At 74.7% G+C, this 18,016-nt stretch carries 13 protein-coding genes; 5 read left to right on the top strand and 8 right to left on the bottom strand.

Annotated elements, in window-relative coordinates; all coding sequences use genetic code 11:
• Positions 1–216 precede the first annotated feature (216 nt).
• Positions 217–2,688: a DEAD/DEAH box helicase gene (locus tag ACFY0X_RS12290; RefSeq protein WP_387752602.1), complete on the top strand. Its 2,472-nt coding sequence runs from the start codon at positions 217–219 to the stop codon at positions 2,686–2,688.
• Here the strand turns inward: ACFY0X_RS12290 and ACFY0X_RS12285 are convergent.
• The 7 genes from ACFY0X_RS12285 to ssd all read right to left on the bottom strand — a co-directional run bounded on the left by ACFY0X_RS12285 (position 2,683) and on the right by ssd (position 8,530).
• Positions 2,683–3,243, bottom strand: coding sequence for an Rv3654c family TadE-like protein (locus ACFY0X_RS12285; RefSeq protein WP_387752599.1), 561 nt, complete (start codon positions 3,241–3,243; stop codon positions 2,683–2,685). The two genes, ACFY0X_RS12290 and ACFY0X_RS12285, sit on opposite strands and share 6 nt — an antisense overlap.
• The gene (locus tag ACFY0X_RS12280; protein ID WP_387752596.1) at positions 3,231–3,695 is read right to left on the bottom strand and encodes a TadE family type IV pilus minor pilin; all 465 of its coding nucleotides are present in this window, start codon (positions 3,693–3,695) and stop codon (positions 3,231–3,233) included. The genes ACFY0X_RS12285 and ACFY0X_RS12280 overlap by 13 nt, the downstream gene beginning before the upstream one ends.
• 70 nt (positions 3,696–3,765) lie before the next feature.
• Complete coding sequence (locus ACFY0X_RS12275) at positions 3,766–4,038, bottom strand: DUF4244 domain-containing protein (RefSeq protein ID WP_387752593.1); 273 nt, start codon at positions 4,036–4,038, stop codon at positions 3,766–3,768.
• A 59-nt stretch (positions 4,039–4,097) separates the two neighbouring features.
• Entirely contained in the window at positions 4,098–4,694 is a 597-nt protein-coding gene (locus tag ACFY0X_RS12270) for a hypothetical protein (RefSeq protein ID WP_387752590.1), read from the bottom strand.
• A gap of 176 nt (positions 4,695–4,870) precedes the next feature.
• Positions 4,871–5,926, bottom strand: coding sequence for a type II secretion system F family protein (locus ACFY0X_RS12265; protein ID WP_387752587.1), 1,056 nt, complete (start codon positions 5,924–5,926; stop codon positions 4,871–4,873).
• A 148-nt stretch (positions 5,927–6,074) separates the two neighbouring features.
• On the bottom strand, positions 6,075–7,334 hold the full coding sequence (locus ACFY0X_RS12260; protein WP_387752585.1) for a TadA family conjugal transfer-associated ATPase: 1,260 nt from the start codon (positions 7,332–7,334) through the stop codon (positions 6,075–6,077).
• An 83-nt stretch (positions 7,335–7,417) separates the two neighbouring features.
• Complete coding sequence (gene ssd, locus ACFY0X_RS12255; RefSeq protein WP_387753177.1) at positions 7,418–8,530, bottom strand: septum site-determining protein Ssd; 1,113 nt, start codon at positions 8,528–8,530, stop codon at positions 7,418–7,420.
• A 739-nt stretch (positions 8,531–9,269) separates the two neighbouring features.
• Between ssd and ACFY0X_RS12250 the strand changes: the two genes are divergently transcribed.
• Complete coding sequence (locus ACFY0X_RS12250) at positions 9,270–10,169, top strand: HAD family hydrolase (protein WP_387752582.1); 900 nt, start codon at positions 9,270–9,272, stop codon at positions 10,167–10,169.
• Positions 10,170–10,545: 376 nt separating this feature from the next.
• Here the strand turns inward: ACFY0X_RS12250 and ACFY0X_RS12245 are convergent, their stop codons facing one another.
• Positions 10,546–11,436 (bottom strand): oxidoreductase, encoded by an 891-nt coding sequence (locus ACFY0X_RS12245; protein ID WP_387752580.1) that lies wholly within the window; start codon positions 11,434–11,436, stop codon positions 10,546–10,548.
• 219 nt (positions 11,437–11,655) lie between these two features.
• On the opposite strand from ACFY0X_RS12245, the gene ACFY0X_RS12240 reads away from it, so the two are divergent.
• From ACFY0X_RS12240 to acs, 3 genes are all read left to right on the top strand, one after another.
• Positions 11,656–12,663 carry an ATP-binding protein gene (locus ACFY0X_RS12240; RefSeq protein ID WP_387752577.1) on the top strand — a complete coding sequence of 336 codons (1,008 nt, stop codon included), beginning with the start codon at positions 11,656–11,658 and terminating at the stop codon, positions 12,661–12,663.
• A 439-nt stretch (positions 12,664–13,102) separates the two neighbouring features.
• Positions 13,103–15,535 carry a SulP family inorganic anion transporter gene (locus ACFY0X_RS12235; protein ID WP_387752575.1) on the top strand — a complete coding sequence of 811 codons (2,433 nt, stop codon included), beginning with the start codon at positions 13,103–13,105 and terminating at the stop codon, positions 15,533–15,535.
• Positions 15,536–15,777: 242 nt separating this feature from the next.
• Positions 15,778–17,736, top strand: a complete 1,959-nt coding sequence (acs, locus tag ACFY0X_RS12230; protein ID WP_387752572.1) for an acetate--CoA ligase — start codon at positions 15,778–15,780, stop codon at positions 17,734–17,736.
• Positions 17,737–18,016: the final 280 nt, after the last annotated feature.

The following is an 18,016-nucleotide window of genomic DNA, read 5'->3' as shown; positions in this document are numbered from 1 at the left end:
TCCAGCACCTTGCCTTGCTACGTCATGTGCGATCCTCGGCCGGACGGCCGCCACCGCATGGTCGCGAGCCCGGGCGCGCCCAGCCAACGCGTGGCAAGCCTCAGCGCTGCGACCCACGGCCATACGGCCGTCACGGCCACATTCAACCACCTGCGACCATGCCCGCACGATGGCTTACGACGATTCTCCGTCACGCCGGTGACACACTGGGTCCCCATGCCGCCCCGACACAGCCCGCCCGAGGCACTGCTCACGACCCTGGCCACCGTCCGGGGACGGTCCGACCGGCTCACCCATACGGAGCACCTTCCCGCCCGACCTGCGCGTTATTCACCGTGGCCCGACTCGATCCGTCCGGAGATCGTGGCCGCGGCGCGCGCCGTCGGGGTGGAACAGCCGTGGGCGCACCAGGCAGAAGCGATGAATCTGGCCAAAAGCGGCCAGACTGTGGTGATCGCCACAGGCACCGCCTCGGGCAAGTCGCTGGGCTATCTGGCCCCGGTACTCAGCGATCTGCTGGACGGCACCGAGGCCCGCAACGGCCGTGGCGCCACCGCGCTCTACCTGGCGCCCACCAAGGCGCTCGCCGCCGACCAGCGCCGCCGGGCCGCCGAACTCGCCCCGCCGAGGGTCCGCGCCGCGCTGTACGACGGCGACACCCCGCCCGAGGAACGCGAGTGGGTCCGCCAGTACGCCTCCTACGTGCTCACCAACCCGGACATGCTGCACCGGGGCATCCTGCCCGGCCACGCCCGGTGGTCCTCCTTCCTCAAGGCGCTGCGCTACGTGGTCGTCGACGAGTGCCACAGCTACCGTGGCATGTTCGGCTCGCACGTCGCCCAGGTGCTGCGGCGGCTGCGCCGTGTCTGCGCCCGTTACGGTTCGTCACCCGCCTTCCTGCTGGCCTCCGCCACCACCGCCGACCCGGCCGCGACCGCCCGGCGGCTGACCGGACTGCCCGCCGCGGCCGTCACCGAGGACGCCTCGCCGCGCGGGCCGATGGTCTTCGGGCTCTGGGAGCCGCCGCTGACCGAGAACGTCGGCGAGCACGGCGCGCCCGTGCGCCGCACCGCGACCGCCGAGGCCGCGCACCTGCTGACCGACCTGGTCGAGCGGGAGACCCGCACCGTCGTCTTCGTCCGCTCCCGGCGCGCCGCCGAGCTCGTCGCGCTCCAGACCCAGGACCAGCTCGACCGCGCGCTCGCCGGACGGGTCGCCGCCTACCGCGGCGGCTACCTCGCCGACGAACGCCGCGCCCTGGAGCGCGACTTGCACACCGGCCGACTGCTCGGCCTCGCCTCCACCTCCGCTCTGGAACTCGGCGTCGACATCTCCGGCCTCGACGCCGTCCTGATGGCCGGCTACCCCGGCACCCGGGCCTCGCTCTGGCAGCAGGCCGGCCGGGCCGGCCGGGAGGCCCAGGGCGCGCTGGCCGTCCTGATCGCCCGGGACGACCCGCTGGACACCTACCTGGTGCACCACCCGGAGGCGCTGTTCGCGGCCCCCGTCGAGGCCACCGTGCTCGACCCCGACAACCCCCACGTACTCGCCCCGCACCTGTGCGCGGCCGCCGCCGAACTCCCGCTCACCGATGCCGACCTGGAGCTGTTCGGGCCGTCCACCGCGCCGCTGCTGCCGGTCCTGGAGCGGCGCGGCCTGCTGCGCCGGCGCAGCGACGGCTCCTGGTACTGGACCCGTCGCGAGCGCGCCGCCGACGCGGTGGACCTGCGCGGCAGCGGCGGCAGCCCGGTGCAGATCGTCGAGGCCGACACCGGCCGACTGCTCGGCACGGTGGACGCCGCCGCCGCGCACACCACCGTCCACACCGGGGCCGTCCACCTGCACCAGGGCCGCACCTACCTGGTCCGGGAGTTCGACCTGGAGAGCTCCGTGGCCCTGGTCGAACCGGCCGACCCGCCGTACACCACGGCCGCCCGCGACATCACCTCCGTCTCCGTCCTCGACACCGACACCACCGTGGAGTGGGGCGAGGGGCGGCTCAGCTTCGGCTCGGTGGAGGTGGTCAACCAGGTGGTCGGCTACCTCCGGAAACGGATCTCCACCGGGGAGATCATGGGCGAGACCAAGCTCGACCTGCCGCCCCGCACGCTGCGCACCCGCGCGGTCTGGTGGACCGTCACCGAGGACCAGCTGCTCGACGCGGACATCCCGCCCGACCAGTTGCCCGGCGCCGCCCACGCCGCCGAGCACGCCTCGATCGGCCTGCTGCCGCTGTTCGCCACCTGCGACCGGTGGGACATCGGCGGCGTCTCCGTCCCGCTGCACCCGGACACCGGGCTGCCGACCGTGTTCGTCTACGACGGCCACCCGGGCGGGGCCGGCTTCGCCGAACGCGGCTTCCAGCGGGCGGTCCAGTGGCTGTCGGCCACCCGGACGGCGATCGCCTCCTGCGAGTGCGAGCGCGGCTGCCCGTCCTGCGTCCAGTCACCCAAGTGCGGCAACGGGAACGACCCGCTGGACAAGGCCGCCGCCGTCCGGCTCCTGGACGTCCTGCTGGCCGGGGCACCCGGAGGCGCGGGGGAGCCGGACCGGCAGCAGGAGCCGGACCGGCAGGACCGAACAGACGAGGCGGGCGGGCGGGGCAGGCAGGGCGGCCCGGAGACGGCGGAGGCGGCCTCGGAGCTGGACGGTGGAGCGCCAAACGGTGGAACGCCGGACGGTTCATGAGACCGCCGCCGCGGTGCTCGGGGCTCCGCTCGGAGCACCGCCCGGCCCCTCGCCCCGACCCCCGCCCGGCCCCTCGCCCGACCCGCCCCCCGGAACGTCCTCGGGAACGGTGACCGGGGCCCGTACCGGCCCTGCCCGTGCCCTCGCCCGCGCCGGGCCGACCGGCAGCCGGGCCGGGAGCCCGCGGACCCCCACCTCGGCCACCACCTCGACGGCGTCCGCCGACCGGTCGACCGCACAGGACACCAGCCCGGCGCCCTGTACGGCGGCGAGTTCGGCGGCCCGCGCGCAGCCCCCGTCCGGGTCCAGCAGCAGTCGGTCCGCCGCGGCCAGGGCCGCGAGGTCGGCGGCGGACTCGGCCCGGTGCCGGGCGGCGACCACCGAGCCGACCGCGATCGTCGCGGCGAACACCGCCGTGCCCAGCATCGCCAGGGCGAGCAGCCAGACCGTCGCCGAGCCGGCGTCCGGCCCCCGCCCGCCCGCCGCGACCGCTCGGGCGGCACGGGCACTCGCCACCCGGCCCGCCGACGCCCGCAGCCAGCTCAGGACGGCCATGGGCCACCGCCTCCCTCCGTGACCGCCACCAGGGCGTCCTCCCGCGCCGCCACGGCCGCCGCGGTGAGCCGGACGGCGAGCAGCCCGCCGAGCCTGCCCGGCCCCGCGCACGGCGCCTCCACGTCGACCCGCACCGTGTCGGCCGCCAGGGCCACCCGGACCTGCGCGCCCGGCGGGGCCGCCGCACGGGCGAGTTCGGCCGCGTCCGCCTCCCCGCGCGCTGCCGCCCTGGCGCCGACCCGGGCGGCGTCCACGCAGCGGATCTGCGCGGCCGCCGCGAGCACGCCCCAGATCAGCATCGCCGCGAGCAGCACGAGCGCCGGCAGCGCCACCGCCGTCTCCACCGTCACGAAACCCGCGTCACCGCGCCGCCCCGGCCGCAGCGACCAGGCCCGGCCGACACACCGCTCCCCCGCCCGGCGAGGGCCTGCCCCTGCCCCCTGGCCGGGCATCCGCCGGACGTACCTCCCGGCCGAAGACTGGGGGCGCGGCGCGCCGCAGAGGCGGGTTCGTCGACCGGCGCTAGGTCGCATGGAGCGCCCGCACCAGCATGTCGGTCAGCGCACCCGTGATGGCCTCGCTGGTCACCACCTTGTACAGCCCGGCCGCGAGGGCGCACGCGCCCAGCGTCCCGACGGCGTACTCGGCCGTGGTCATCCCGGCGTCCGAGCGGCCCCGGAGCCGGACCACCCTGCGCACCCGGCAGGCTGCTCGGCGGCTCCTGCGCCGCCATGCCGCGGCCGACGGGCGGAGCGGACGCCCGGCACCGGGCCCGATCGCGATCACTGCGGTCATGAAACTCTCCTGTCGCTTGTCTTCCGTTGATGGTCGATGACCGTGCACTCGACCCTTGTTCACATCGCCTGGGCGAAGCGGCTGGTGAGGCCGATCACCACCGGCACCACTCCGATCAGGACGAAGGCCGGGAGGAAGCAGAGCCCCAGCGGCGCGGTGGCGAGCACCGCGGCCCGGCGCACCCGTGCGTGGGCCGCGCGGGCCGCCGCCGTGCGCTGCCCCTGGGCCAGGCCGATCAGCGGGCCGGCTGCCGGGACACCACCGAGGCTGCTGCGCTCCAGGCAGCGCGCCAGCGGTGCCAGCGGCGGGTGCTGCTCGCCCAGCCGGCTCCAGCACAGCTCCGGCGGTGCGCCCAGGGCCAGTTCGGCCCCGATCGCCACCAGCCGGGGCCCCAGTGGCGCTCCCACGCTCCGACCCACCGCCGACACGGCCTCCGAAGGCAGCGCCGCGGAGCCGAGGCAGGCCGCCAGGAGCTCGGCGCCCAGTGGGAGTTGCCTGGTCAGCAGCTCGTCCTCGCGGGCCGCCCGGCGGTCTGCCGGCGGTCGTGCCCGGGCCGACCACTGGTGGACGCCCACCGCCAGCAGCGCCCCGGCGACCAGTCCGGTACCGCCACCGAGCAGCACCATCGCCGCCAGCCCGGCCACGGCCGCCGTCACCGCCCGCCGTCGGCGCCCGACTGCCAGGGCCTCCAGCCGCGTTCTTCGCCCCCTCTCCTCCCGTCCTGCGGCCCGGGCGAACACCCTCCGACGCCTCGCCCGGCCACGCACCGACGTCCACCCCACGACAACCGCCACCGCTGGAAGGGCGACCGCCAGCGACTCGGCGCCTCGCATCACCTCGCCCCCGCTTCCGCCCCGAGCACCCGTGCGCGCACCCGCGACAGCCCGCAGTTCCGCTCGCTCGCCCGAGGAGCGGGCGCCGCACGGCCACGGGTTCGACGCGGCTCACCCCGCCGCGAAGGCGCCCCCAGCCCGCCGTGGGCCGCCGCCCGCACGATGCGCGCCGTCCAGAGCACCCCCAGCCCCTCCAGGACCGCTCCCGCCACGAGGCAGCCCAGCCCGGCCGGGGTGTGCAGCAGGACCTCCAGCGGACGTGCGCCGAGCGCCGTGCCGAGGAGCAGTCCGACGGCCGGCAACGCGGCCAGGACGGCGATGGTCGCGCGGGGACCCGCCAGCTCCCCGGCGATCTCCTCCGCGAGCGCCCGCTCGCCGCGCAGCGCCTCCGCGACCCGCTCCAGCGCGTCGGCCAGCCCCGCGCCGCTGTCCGCGGCCACCCGCCAGCAGGCCGCGACGGCCGCCGCCCCGCTGCCGCCCGGCTGTTCGGCCAGCAGGTGCAGGGCAGCGGGCACGTCCCCGCCGTAACGGCCGGCCGCCAGCCGCGCCACCGGCTCCTCGCCGAGCCTGCGCAGCGCCTCCGGGTCGGCGGCGAGCCTCGCGGTGACCAGATGCAGCGCCTGCTCCGGTGTCGCCCCGCCGCGCAACTCCCCCGCCAGGCCGGCACAGAACTCCACCACGGCCGCCGCCCGGTGCCGGGCCTCCGCCGCCAGGCGTCGCCGCAGCCGCCACCTGCGCAGCGGCAGCACGGCCAGGGCGGCCACGAGCACCGGCACCGGCGAGGCGACGGCCCGTCCGGCGGCCAATCCGAGCGGCAGGAGCAGCAGTTCGGGCGCCAGGAGCTCCGGCAGCCGGCCCCGGGCCCGCGCCAGGATCTCCGCGCCCGGTCCTGGCCCCAGCCCCGGCACCGGAACCGGCACCGGGGGCCCGCTGCCCGCCAGCACCAGCCTGGAGCGCCGCCCGCCCGGCAACTGCTCCTGCACCGAGCGCCACGCGGCGACGGCCACCAGGCACAGCACCACCGTCCAGCCGAGCGCGATCTGACTCTGCGCCAAGTCGTTCACCTCCGTCGTCCTCCGTCCTTCCGACCCGCGCCACCGAGCAGCACCAGGGCACCCGCAGCGCACCCGCCCAGCAGCAGGGCGAAGGCGAGTTCCACCACCCGCACGTCCGCTCCTCCCGACCCGGCCACCGTCACCGCGATCACGACCGCCCCGATCCGAGCGGCACCCCGCGCGCCGCCAACAGTCCGACCAGCCGCTCCCAGCCCGCACCGGGACGCAGGCCGCCGGACGCCGGGAAGGCCACCGCGGGTGTGGTCACGGCCGATCCGTCGCCGGCTCCGGCCAGCGTGTGGATCTCCGCCACCCGGCGCAGCCCCGAGCCCGGATCGCGGGCCAGGTGCACCACCACGTCGATCGCGGCCCGCAGCTGGCTGTGCAGTGCCGGCCGGTCGAGACCGGCGAGCGAGCCCAGGGCCTCCAGCCGGACCGGCACGTCCGCCGCCGTGTTGGCGTGGACGGTGCCGCAGCCGCCCTCGTGCCCGGTGTTCAGCGCGGCCAGCAGGTCCGACACCTCGGCCCCGCGCACCTCGCCGATCACCAGCCGGTCCGGGCGCATCCGCAGCGCCTGGCGGACCAGGTCCCGCAGGGTGAGCTCGCCCAGCCCCTCCTGGTTGGGCGGCCGGCCCTGCAGCCGGACGACGTGCGGGTGGGCCGGTTGCAGTTCGGCGGAGTCCTCGGCGACCACGATCCGCTCGTCCGGCCCGACCAGGCCGAGCAGGGCCGACAGGAGCGTGGTCTTCCCCGAGCCCGTCCCGCCGGACACGAGCAGCGAGAGCCGGGCCCGCACGATGCCCGCGAGCAGCTCGGCACCCTCCGGTGGCAGCGACCCGCCCGCCACCAACTCGTCGAGCGTGAACGGCCGGGGGCGGCAGACCCGCAGCGAGATGTGCGTGCAGCCAGCCGCGATCGGCGGCAGCACGGCGTGCAGCCGGGTGCCGTCCGGCAGGCGGGCGTCCACCCACGGGCGGGCGTCGTCCAACCGCCGGCCGGCCGCGGTGGCCAGCCGGTGGGCCAGCCGCCGCACCGCCTCGGCGTCGGCGAACCGGACTCCGGTGGCTCGCCGCAGGCCGCCGCCACGGTCGACCCACACCTCGTCCGGGCCGTTCACCAGGACGTCCGTGACATCGGGCGCCGCCAGCAGCCGGTCCAGCGGGCCCGCACCCACCAGCTCGGCGCGCAGCGAGCGCACGGTGTCCAGGACCTCGTCGCCGCCGAGCGGCGGGCGGGTGGCCCGCAGCGCAGCCGCGACCGAGCCCGCCGTCGGGGCGGCGCCCGACTCGGCCAGCCGCAGCCGCACCGCGTCCACCAGGGCCGCCGTCCGCTGCTCGCGGGCCGTCCGGCCGTACGGGCAGGGACCGTGACCGGGCCCCGGCTCCGGCGGCCCGCCGGACGACGGCACGCTCCGCAGCGGCCGGTGCTCCCGCGCACCCCCGCCCGGGCCGGGCGAGCCACTCCGAAGGACTGTTCTGCGCAGACGGACCATCAGTACACCCCTCCTCCGACCGCCGGCACCGGCGGCAGCACCTCGTTCAGGAAGCCCGCGCAGAAGCGTGCGAGCGGGCCGTTCTCCCGGCTCCCGGGCGGGACGCCCTTCACGACGTCCTGTGCCAGGCCCGGCTCCGGTTCCAGCTCTCCCGCCAGCGGCAAGCGCAGCCCGCGGACGATCTGCCGGGCCGGGAGCCCGCCGGCCCGCACCGGCCGCACCACGGCCCGGACATCCCCGAGCCGCATCCGGGCGGCCGCCGCGACCCGGTCGGCGGCGGCCACCGCGCGCAGTTCGGCCGACACCACCAGGAGCGCCAGGTCGGACTGCTCCAGCGCCTGCCCGGCGGCCGCGTCGAGGTGGCGGGGCACGTCGACCACCACCAGCCCGCCGCGCCGCCTGGAGGCGGCCAGCACGCTGCGCATGGCCTCCGGCGGGACGGTCAGCGTGTCGCCGCGGTCCCAGGACAGGCAGGACAGCGTGGAGAGCCGCTTGAGCGCCGGCAGCGCCCTGGCCAGCTCGGCCCCGCTGACCCGCCCGCGGGAGCCGGCCAGGTCGGGCCAGCGCAACCCGCTGACCCGCTCGCCGCCGAGCAGGATGTCGAGACCCCCGCCCAGCGGATCGCCGTCCAGGAGCATCGTCCGCCGGCCCGCCCGCGCGGCGGTGACCGCCAGCGCGCAGGCCAGGGTCGAGGCTCCGGCCCCGCCGGACCCGCCGAGCACCGCGACAGTGACCGCCGGGCAGCCGACCCCCTCGGCCGCGTCGGCCACCCGGTCGAGCAGCCAGGCCTCGGCGTCGGGCAGGAACAGCACGTGCTCGGCCCCGAGTTGGACGGCCCGGACCCACACCCCGGGATCGTCCAGGTCCAGCCCGAGCAGCAGCACCCCGCCGCGCCGCCCCAGCCCGGAGCAGCGTGCGGCCTGGTCGTCCCCGACCAGGACCAGCGAGGCGCCTTCCCAGAGCTCCCGCGTCGGCGGGGCGCCCCGGACCAGCCTCGGCTCGGTGCCCGCGGCCGCGCAGATCCGCAGCAGGTGCTCGGCCAGGCCCTCGTCCTCGGTGACGACGAGCGGCCCGGCGACCGCGGGGCCCTCGGCGGTGATGTGGTCGGCGATAGGCGTCGACACGGTGTCTCCCCTCCGCGCCGCCGACCACCGGAGTGGTGGCCGGCGGCGCACGTCGGACGGTTCCGGCGGACGGCCGCCCGACAGACCTCAGGGAGGAAGGAGTGAGGCCCTGCCCGGCGACCGCCGCCGGTCATCACGGTGGGGGGAGATCCCGGATTCCGTCATCCGGGTTCCGATTGCCTGTGGATAACTCATGGGCTGTGGATGAAAACGTTCACCCGGGCGGGGGGCTAATCGGCGAAGAATTGACGAAAGGGGGTCACCGAGATGAACCGGCGGCCCGCCGCATCCCGTTCGCCCCTTCTCCGGACCGCTCCCCGCCGTCTTCCCGGCACCGCTTCCGAACGGACCCGCACGACCGCTCGGAACCGGCCGTTCGATCCTCGACGGACATGAGCAACTGACAACGCAGAGTGACGAAAGTCGATCGGCGGGCCGAGGTGGCGACACCCCCTGTAAGCCGTCGACGCGGCGGCGGCGAATGCGCCGCGAGAGGCGTTCGAGCCCTGAAAATGGCCCCGGACGTGCGACGACCCCCGCCGGGGGGGAGAGCGGGGGTCGTCTATCCACAGCCCGGCTCGGGGGGGAGGAGCCGGACCGGGTTAGCACGGTCGCGAACGATCCGTGACTTCCATGGTGTACCCGAGCGGCCAGAAACACAAACCCGCACGCCCGCGAGTACGCCGAATGGCGGGGTGTTTTGCGGCTCCCTCTATCCTCGGTTCCCGTGGACACCACCGAGAACGCCGACGACCGCGCCGACGAGTCCCCGGACGACACCACCGGACCCGAAGAGCTCCGCCCGCCCGTTCGCCCCCGGCCCGGCGGACCGCGCACGGCGGCCTTCTTCGACCTCGACAAGACCATCATCGCCAAGTCGAGCGCGCTGGCCTTCAGCCGCCCCTTCTACCAGGGGGGTCTGATCAACCGTCGGGCCGTACTGCGCAGTGCGTACGCCCAGTTCGTCTTCCTGGTCGGGGGCGCGGACCACGACCAGATGGAGAAGATGCGCGAGTACCTCTCCGCGCTCACCCGGGGCTGGAACGTCCAGCAGGTCCGCGAGATCGTCGCCGAGACCCTGCACAACCTGATCGACCCGATCATCTACGACGAGGCGGCCTCGCTGATCGAGCAGCACCACGCGGCCGGCCGGGACGTGGTGATCGTCAGCAGCTCCGGCTCCGAGGTGGTCGAGCCGATCGGCCGGCTGCTCGGCGCGGACCACGTGATCGCCACCCGGCTCAAGGTCGAGGACGGCTGCTACACCGGCGAGATCGAGTACTACGCCTACGCCGAGAACAAGGCCGCCGCCATCCGGGAGTTGGCCGGGACCGAGGGGTACGACCTGGCCGCGTCCTACGCCTACAGCGACTCCTCCACCGACCTGCCGCTGCTGGAGGCGGTCGGCCACCCGTCGGCGGTCAACCCCGACCGCGCGCTGCGGAAGGAGGCGCAGGCCCGGGAGTGGCCGGTGCTGGTCTTCGAGAAGCCGGTGGAACTGCGGCGCCGGCTGCCCGAGTTCTCCGCTCCGAGCGGCTCGGTGCTGACCGCCGTGGCGGTCGGGACGGCCGTGGTGACCGCCGGGGTGATCTGGCACCTGGCCCGGAGGCGGCGCCCCGCGGCCTGAGGCCGCGCCGCCGGCCGTCTTTGGCCAAAACGGGCAATCGGGACAGACTTCTCGTTTCGGGTTCCCCTTTCGCCCGAAACGCGATACAAATGAAGCACGGCCCGCGAGACCCGGTCAGGACCTAAGAGGTCAAACCGACAACGCAGTTCAGGCCCACGGACCGCACGTACAGATATCCGGGCACCCACATGCAGCCGACCCGCTGTCGGGCCGCCGGACCAGGCGAACGGGCAGGATCCCCGTCTGATCGGCACTTCCGGTGCATGCATGGTCACCCGGTATCTGCACCAGCGGCGGCACCCAGCAGGATCAGGTGCCGCCGCATCTCTTTCTCCGCGCGCCCCAGGGGGCGCGTGCGCCGTTCCGGTCCGGCCGCTCAGACCATCCCGCGCTGCATCGCCTCGCAGACCGCCGTGCTCTCCCGGACGCCGAGCCGCAGCGCCCGTCCGCAGTGCGCGATCCAGGCCGCCATCCCCTCGGGGGTGCCCGCCAGGTAGCCGGCCAGGGCCCGCCGGTAGGCGGCGGTGCCGAGTTCCGCCAGACCGACCTCGGCCGGGCAGATCGACTTCGGGTCGAGCCCCTCGGCGATCAGCACGATCCGCTGGGCGGCCCGCGCGATCACCCCGTTGTGGGTGCCGAACGGCCGCAGCGCGAGCAGTTCGCCGTGCACCACCGAGGCCACGACCAGGGCCGGCGTGCCCACGCCCTGGCCCTCCGCGCGCGCCACCAGGAGCCGGGACAGCTGGTCGAGCCGGGCCGCGACCTCCTCCGTGCCCGGGGCGGGCGGCAGCACCGGGAGCGGATCGTCCACGGCGTCGACCTCGACGCTCTCCACCGGCTCCAGCTCCAGCGGGAACAGCTCCTCGGCGCCCTCCCCGGCCCGCCGCGGGCGGCCGGCGGCCGGATCGGCGTCGCCGACCGCGAGCAGGTGCAGCCGGGCCAGCACCTGGAGCGGCGAGTGCCGCCAGATGCTGAGCAGCTGGCCGGCCTCGGCGGCGATCCGCAGGGCCGCGCCGACCGCCCGGGCTTCGGGGTCCGCGCCGAAGTCGCTGCGTCGGCGGACCTCCTCCAGCGGCCAGTCGGCCCCGGCCAGGGCCGCCGACGCGCGGGCGCCGCGCAGCGCGGACTCCGAGGTGACCTCGGCCGCCCGGCGGCGCATCACCCGGTGGCCGTAGAGCCGGTCGACGGCCTTGCGCACCTCGGCCACCGCGTCGGGCACCCCGGGGAGCTGGGCCAGCGGGGCGAGGGGATCAGTTCCAGTGCTCACCTACCCGAGAGTAATGAACGGGCCGCCCCTCCCGGAACAGCAACCCCGCATCACCCGTTAGAGGCAATCCTCACTTCCCGCCCCCGGCGAACCCGAAACCCCGGCTAGCATGGCCGCTATCGGAGACGATAACGATTTCCAACTAGGGGATCCGCCCCCACGCGACCCCTGGGCAAGCGGCCCGTAGCGAGGGCCCTGAGCGAGAGCCGGAGTCCCCAGATGAAGATCGCCTTCGTCGGCAAGGGCGGCAGCGGGAAGACCACGCTGTCCGCCCTGTTCATCCGCCACCTGGCAGCCATGGGCCGACCGGTCATCGCCGTGGACGCCGACATCAACCAGCACCTGGGCCCCGCCCTGGGGCTGACGGACGCGCAGGCGGCCGAACTGCCCCCGCTGGGCGGACACCTGCCGGAGATCAAGGAGTACCTGCGCGGCAGCAACCCGCTGATCCGCTCCTCCGACGAGATGATCAAAACCACACCGCCCGGCCGCGGTTCGCGACTGCTGCGGATCGTCGAGGAGAACCCGGTCTACGCCGCCTGCGCCCGCCCGATCGCCCTGGACGAGGGCTCGGTCCGACTGCTGGCGACCGGCGCGTTCACCGAGGAGGACCTCGGGGTGGCCTGCTACCACTCCAAGGTCGGTGCGGTGGAACTGCTGCTCAACCACCTGGTGGACGGCCCGGGCGAGTACCTGGTGACCGACATGACCGCCGGCTCGGACTCCTTCGCCTCCGGCCTGTTCACCCGCTTCGACCTGACCTTCCTGGTCGCCGAGCCGACCCGCAAGGGCGTCTCCGTCTACCGCCAGTACCGGGACTACGCCCGAGACTTCGGCGTGCAGCTGCGAGTGGTCGGCAACAAAGTGCAGGGCCCGGACGACCTGGCCTTCCTGCGCCGCGAGGTCGGCGACGACCTGCTCACCACCTTCGGCCAGTCCGACTGGGTGCGCCGCCTGGAGCAGGGGGCCGAGCCGCCGCTGAGGGCCCTGGAGTCGGCCAACCGGGCCGTGCTGGAGGAGCTGCGGATCGAGACCGACACGGCGTACGGGCGGCGGGACGCGCGCCGCTACACCGAGCAGGCGGTCCTCTTCCACCGCCGCAACGCGGAGAGTTGGGCCAACGCCAAGGTCGGCATTGACCTCGCGAGCCAGGTGGACGGGGACTTCGTCCTGGGCGAGTACGCGGACGGCGGCGAGCGCACGGCCCCGGCGGGCGCCCACGTCTGACCAGCACCACCGCGACCGAACGGGCCGTGACCTCCCCATTCCGGGAGGCCACGGCCCGTTCGCGTGCCGCCCGCCCGGCCGCAGGGCCCACGGCCGCCGCCACCAGCAGATTCCCGACCGTTCGGCCACCACCCATTGGGGTGAATCAGGGGGTTTTCCGCTTCCCTCCCGGAACCACGCTGTGCAAAGCTTTCATTACCCTCGGTTTACCGAGTCTTGATGGTTCGCCCGGCGGTCCCCGGTGAGACGTCCCGCACCTCGCCCGGAGCCCTGGCGGGCCTGATGGTCGACGCCGGCCGGTGACACCCGCACTCCCCCGCCGCGCCCACGCCATCCCGCCACACCGTCGCGCCCACGACAGCCGATCCGCCCCGGAGCCCCACGCCGGACCCACCACCGGACCTGACTGCGTTCGCTCCCCCGGACAGACGGGAAGACCATGACCCTCGACATCTCCAGTGCCCCCATCGCCTCCGACACCACCGACCACGCACCACCCGGCCCGGGCCCGCGCGCCCGCTGGGCCCACGACCTCTCCGCGTCCCTCGTGGTCTTCCTGATCGCCGTGCCCTTCTCCCTCGGCATCGCGCTCGCCACCGGCGCCCCGCTCACCGCCGGACTGGCCGCCGCCGCCGTGGGCGGCATCGTGGTCGGGCTGTGCGGCGGCACAGCGCTCCAGGTCAGCGGCCCCTCGGCGGCGCTGACGGTGGTCACCGCCGGGCTGATCACCCAGTACGGCTGGCGGGCCACCTGCGCCATCACCGTCGCCGCCGGACTGCTCCAACTCCTGCTCGGCGCACGCCGGGTGGCCCGGAACGCGCTCGCCGTCTCGCCCGCGATCGTGCACGGCATGCTGGCCGGGGTCGGCATCACCATCGCCATCGCACAGCTGCACGTCGTCCTCGGCGGCTCGCCGCAGAGCTCCGCGATCGCCGACATCCTGGCCCTCCCCGGCCAGTTGGCCGGCCCGCACCCACCCGCACTGCTGGCCGGCGCGGTGACCGTGGCCGTCCTGGTCGGCTGGCCACGGCTCGGCCGACTCCCCGGCCGCGCGGGTGAGTTCGGCGCCCGGCTGGCCAAGGTGCCCGCCCCGCTGGCCGGTGTCGCGCTGGCCACCGCCCTCGTGTTCGCCCTGGACCTGCGGCTCGCCCACATCGAGCTCCCCGCCTGGCGGCCGCAGGCGCTCCTGCCCGAGCTGCCGCACGGACCGGTCCTCGGCCTGCTCGCCGCCGTCCTCACCGTCACCGCGGTGGCCAGCGTGGAGTCGCTGCTGTCCGCCGTCGCGATCGACCGGATGTCCCGCCGCACCGGCGACCTCGACCGCGAACTGCGCGGCCAGGGCCTCGCCAACCTGGTGAGCGGGCTGGTCGGCGGCCTGCCGGTCGCCGGTGGCGCGGTGCGCAGCACCGCCAACGTGCGGGCCGGCGGCCAGACCAGGTGGGCCTCGGTGCTGCACGGCGTCTGGGCGCTGGCCGCCGCGCTGGCACTGGCCGGCGGGCTGCGCCGGATCCCGCTGGCCGCGCTCGCCGCGCTGGTGCTGGTGGTCGGACTGCAGATGGTGAGCTTCGCGCACATCCGCAACGTGCACCGGCACCGCGAGTTCCCCGTCTACCTGGTCACCGTGCTCGGCGTGGTCGCCGCCGGCGTGCTGTGGGGCGTCGCGATCGGCGCCGTCACCGCCATGCTGCTCGCCCTCTACCGGCTGACCCGCGCCCACGTGGACGTCGAGACCGGCCCCGACGGCACGGTCACCGTCCAGACGCACGGCCCGCTCACGTTCACCACCGTGCCCCGGCTCAGCCGGGCGCTGGCCGGCATCCCGGCCGGGGCCGGGGTCACCGTGGTCCACGACGGTTCCTTCCTGGACCACGCCGCCTACGAGACGCTGCACAGCTGGCGGGCCGGGCACCAGGACGCGGGCAGCCGCGTCTCGATGGTGACGCGGCGCCAGGACGACGAGGTGCTCGACCCGGACGGCACCGTGCGCGCGGGCAGCTCCCCGGGCCAGCACCGCTGCCGGGCCTGGACGCCCTGGGTCGGCCACCACTGCATCGAGCAGCAGGAGGACCCGCACGGCCGGCTGCTGGACGGCGTCCGGGTGTTCCAGCTGCACACCGCCCCGCTGATCCGGCCGGAACTCGCCCGGCTGGCCCGCGAGGGCCAGACGCCCTCCCAGCTCTTCCTGACCTGCGCGGACTCCCGGATGGTCACCAGCATGATCACCAACAGTGGTCCGGGCGACCTGTTCACCGTGCGCAACGTGGGCAACCTGGTGCCGGCCCCGCACGAACCCGGAGCAGCGGACGACTCGGTGGCCGCCGCGGTGCAGTACGCGGTCGAGGTGCTGGAGGTGCGCTCGATCACGGTCTGCGGACACTCCGGCTGCGGCGCGATGCAGGCCCTGCTGGACGGAGTGCACGAGCGACCCGGGCCGCCCACCCCGCTGGCCCGCTGGTTGCGCAACGGCCGCGGCTCGCTGGACCGGCTCCGACGGGCCCCGGCGGAGTTCGCCGCCCGGCCCGCGGCGGACGTCGCGGAGCAGCTCTGCATCACCAACGTGGTCCAGCAGTTGGACCAGTTGATGGCGAACCCGGCGGTGGAACGCCGGGTCGAGGAGGGCACCCTGCGGCTGGTCGGGATGTACTTCGACTTCGCGACGGCCCAGGCCTACGTCCTGGACCGGGCCACCGGGGCGTTCAGCCCGGTCGAGGCCCGCGCAGGGAAGCGGGCGAACGAAATCGAACACCACGCCGAGGACCCGATCGGGGCCGACCCCGGTGTCCGGCCGAACACAGCATCGGCCGAACGGGTGAATGAGGACGATCGGGCCCCGGTCGGGGGCAGTGGGGAGGGCCCTCGACTGGCTGCCTGAGAGCCGGGTCCGTGTCCCCGCCGGGCGGGCCGGGGCACGGGCCCACCCACCCCCGCACGGTCGTCCGGTCCGCCGTGGCGAACCGTGCGGGAGGCCGACCGGCCACCGGTCAAAGGTCTACACCAATTCACAGGAGCCTCTTGTCAACTGCCCCGTTCGCCTGGTGAGCTGTGCGCTGGGACACACGGGACAATCCCCACGCACGGGAACGCCCCCGATCATGACTCGATGAGGAGTGCGCGTTGAGCAACGAGAGCCTGGCCAACCTGCTCAAGGAGGAGCGGCGATTCGCCCCGCCGGCAGAGCTCGCCGCCGCCGCCAACGTCACCGCGGCCGCGTACGCGCAGGCCTCCGAGGACCGTCTGGGATTCTGGGCCGAGCAGGCCCGCCGCCTCACCTGGGCCGTCGAGCCGACCGAGACGCTCGACTGGTCCAACCCGCCCTTCGCCAAGTGGTTCGCCGACGGCAAGCTCAATGTCGCGTACAACTGCGTCGACCGCCACGTGGAGAACGGCCTGGGCGACCGGGTCGCCATCCACTTCGAGGGCGAGCCCGGCGACGGCCGTTCGATCACCTACGCCCAGCTCAAGGACGAGGTCTCGCAGGCGGCCAACGCGCTGCTGGAGCTCGGTGTCCGCAAGGGCGACCGGGTCGCCGTCTACCTGCCGATGATCGCCGAGGCGGTCGTCGCGATGCTCGCCTGCGCCCGGATCGGCGCCACCCACTCGGTGGTCTTCGGCGGCTTCTCCTCCGACGCCGTCGCCTCCCGCATCCAGGACGCCCAGGCCAAGATCGTCATCACCGCAGACGGCGGCTACCGCCGGGGCAAGCCCTCCGCCCTGAAGCCGGCCATCGACGAGGCGCTCACCAAGGCCGACGGCGTCGAGCACGTCCTGGTGGTCCGCCGCACCGGGCAGGACATCCCGTGGACCGAGGGCCGCGACGTCTGGTGGCACGAGATCACCGCGCGCCAGTCCACCGAGCACACCCCCGAGGCGCACGACGCCGAGCACCCGCTGTTCATCCTCTACACCTCGGGCACCACCGGTAAGCCCAAGGGCATCCTGCACACCTCCGGCGGCTACCTCACCCAGGCCAGCTACACCCACCACGCCGTCTTCGACCTCAAGCCGGAGACCGACGTCTACTGGTGCACCGCCGACATCGGCTGGGTCACCGGCCACTCGTACATCGTCTACGGCCCGCTCTCCAACGGCGCCACCCAGGTCATCTACGAGGGCACCCCGGACACCCCGCACCAGGGCCGGTTCTGGGAGATCGTCCAGAAGTACGGCGTGACCATCCTCTACACCGCGCCGACCGCGATCCGCACCTTCATGAAGTGGGGCGACGACATCCCCGCGAAGTTCGACCTGTCCTCGCTGCGGGTGCTGGGGAGCGTCGGCGAGCCGATCAACCCCGAGGCGTGGGTCTGGTACCGCGAGCACATCGGCGGCGGCAAGTGCCCGATCGTGGACACCTGGTGGCAGACCGAGACCGGCGCCATCATGATCAGCCCGCTGCCGGGCGTCACCGAGACCAAGCCGGGCTCGGCCCAGCGCGCCCTGCCGGGCATCGCGGCCACCGTGGTGGACGACAACGCCGCCGAGGTGCCGAACGGCTCCGGCGGGTACCTGGTGCTCACCGAGCCGTGGCCGTCCATGCTCCGCACCATCTGGGGTGACGACCAGCGCTACGTCGACACCTACTGGTCGCGCTTCGAGGGCCGCTACTTCGCCGGTGACGGCGCCAAGAAGGACGAGGACGGGGACATCTGGCTGCTCGGCCGGGTGGACGACGTCATGCTCGTCTCGGGCCACAACATCTCCACCACCGAGGTCGAGTCGGCCCTGGTCGGCCACCCGTCCGTGGCCGAGTCCGCCGTGGTCGGCGCGACCGACGCCACCACCGGTCAGGCCATCGTCGCCTTCGTGATCCTGCGCGGCGGCGCCACCGAGAGCCCCGAGCTGGTCGAGGAGCTGCGGGCGCACGTCGGCCGCACGCTCGGCCCGATCGCCAAGCCGAAGCAGATCAAGGTGGTCGGCGAGCTGCCGAAGACCCGCTCCGGCAAGATCATGCGCCGGCTGCTGCGCGACATCGCCGAGGGCCGCGAGGTCGGTGACACCACCACCCTGGCCGACAGCACGGTGATGAGCCAGATCCAGGCCCAGCTGCCGGCCTCGGACAACGGCAACGGCTGAAGACCACCGAGCCGGTAACGGCCGAGCGCCACTGAGACAACGGCTGTGCCCCGAGCGGTGACCACCGCGCGGGGCACAGCCGTCTCGTCAGCTCCCGAGGGACACCGGACCACCGATCGGACCAGCCGCTACTCCTCCGGAGTGCAGAACCGGCTGGCAGGGCTTAAGTCCTTGAATAGGACAATCCGGATGTCACCTGAACGTCCCGCTAAACTATTAAGGACGCATCAAGATCCCTCGACGGGCATCGCGGGCGTCACAGGGCGCGCCGGGAAGTCTG

Source organism: Kitasatospora sp. NPDC001547, from assembly GCF_042894165.1.
Lineage (GTDB): Bacteria > Actinomycetota > Actinomycetes > Streptomycetales > Streptomycetaceae > Kitasatospora.
Note: the sequence above shows the minus strand (reverse complement) of the source record. Positions and strands in the feature narration are given on the sequence as shown.

Bases quoted from the DNA above. Each gene is read 5' to 3' on its own strand.
- ACFY0X_RS12280 (WP_387752596.1), bottom strand. From the start codon at position 3,695: ATGCCCGGCCAGGGGGCAGGGGCAGGCCCTCGCCGGGCGGGGGAGCGG.
- ACFY0X_RS12275 (WP_387752593.1), bottom strand. From the start codon at position 4,038: ATGACCGCAGTGATCGCGATCGGGCCCGGTGCCGGGCGTCCGCTCCGC.
- ACFY0X_RS12235 (WP_387752575.1), top strand. From the start codon at position 13,103: ATGACCCTCGACATCTCCAGTGCCCCCATCGCCTCCGACACCACCGAC.
- ACFY0X_RS12240 (WP_387752577.1), top strand. From the start codon at position 11,656: ATGAAGATCGCCTTCGTCGGCAAGGGCGGCAGCGGGAAGACCACGCTG.
- ACFY0X_RS12290 (WP_387752602.1), top strand. From the start codon at position 217: ATGCCGCCCCGACACAGCCCGCCCGAGGCACTGCTCACGACCCTGGCC.
- ACFY0X_RS12285 (WP_387752599.1), bottom strand. From the start codon at position 3,243: ATGGCCGTCCTGAGCTGGCTGCGGGCGTCGGCGGGCCGGGTGGCGAGT.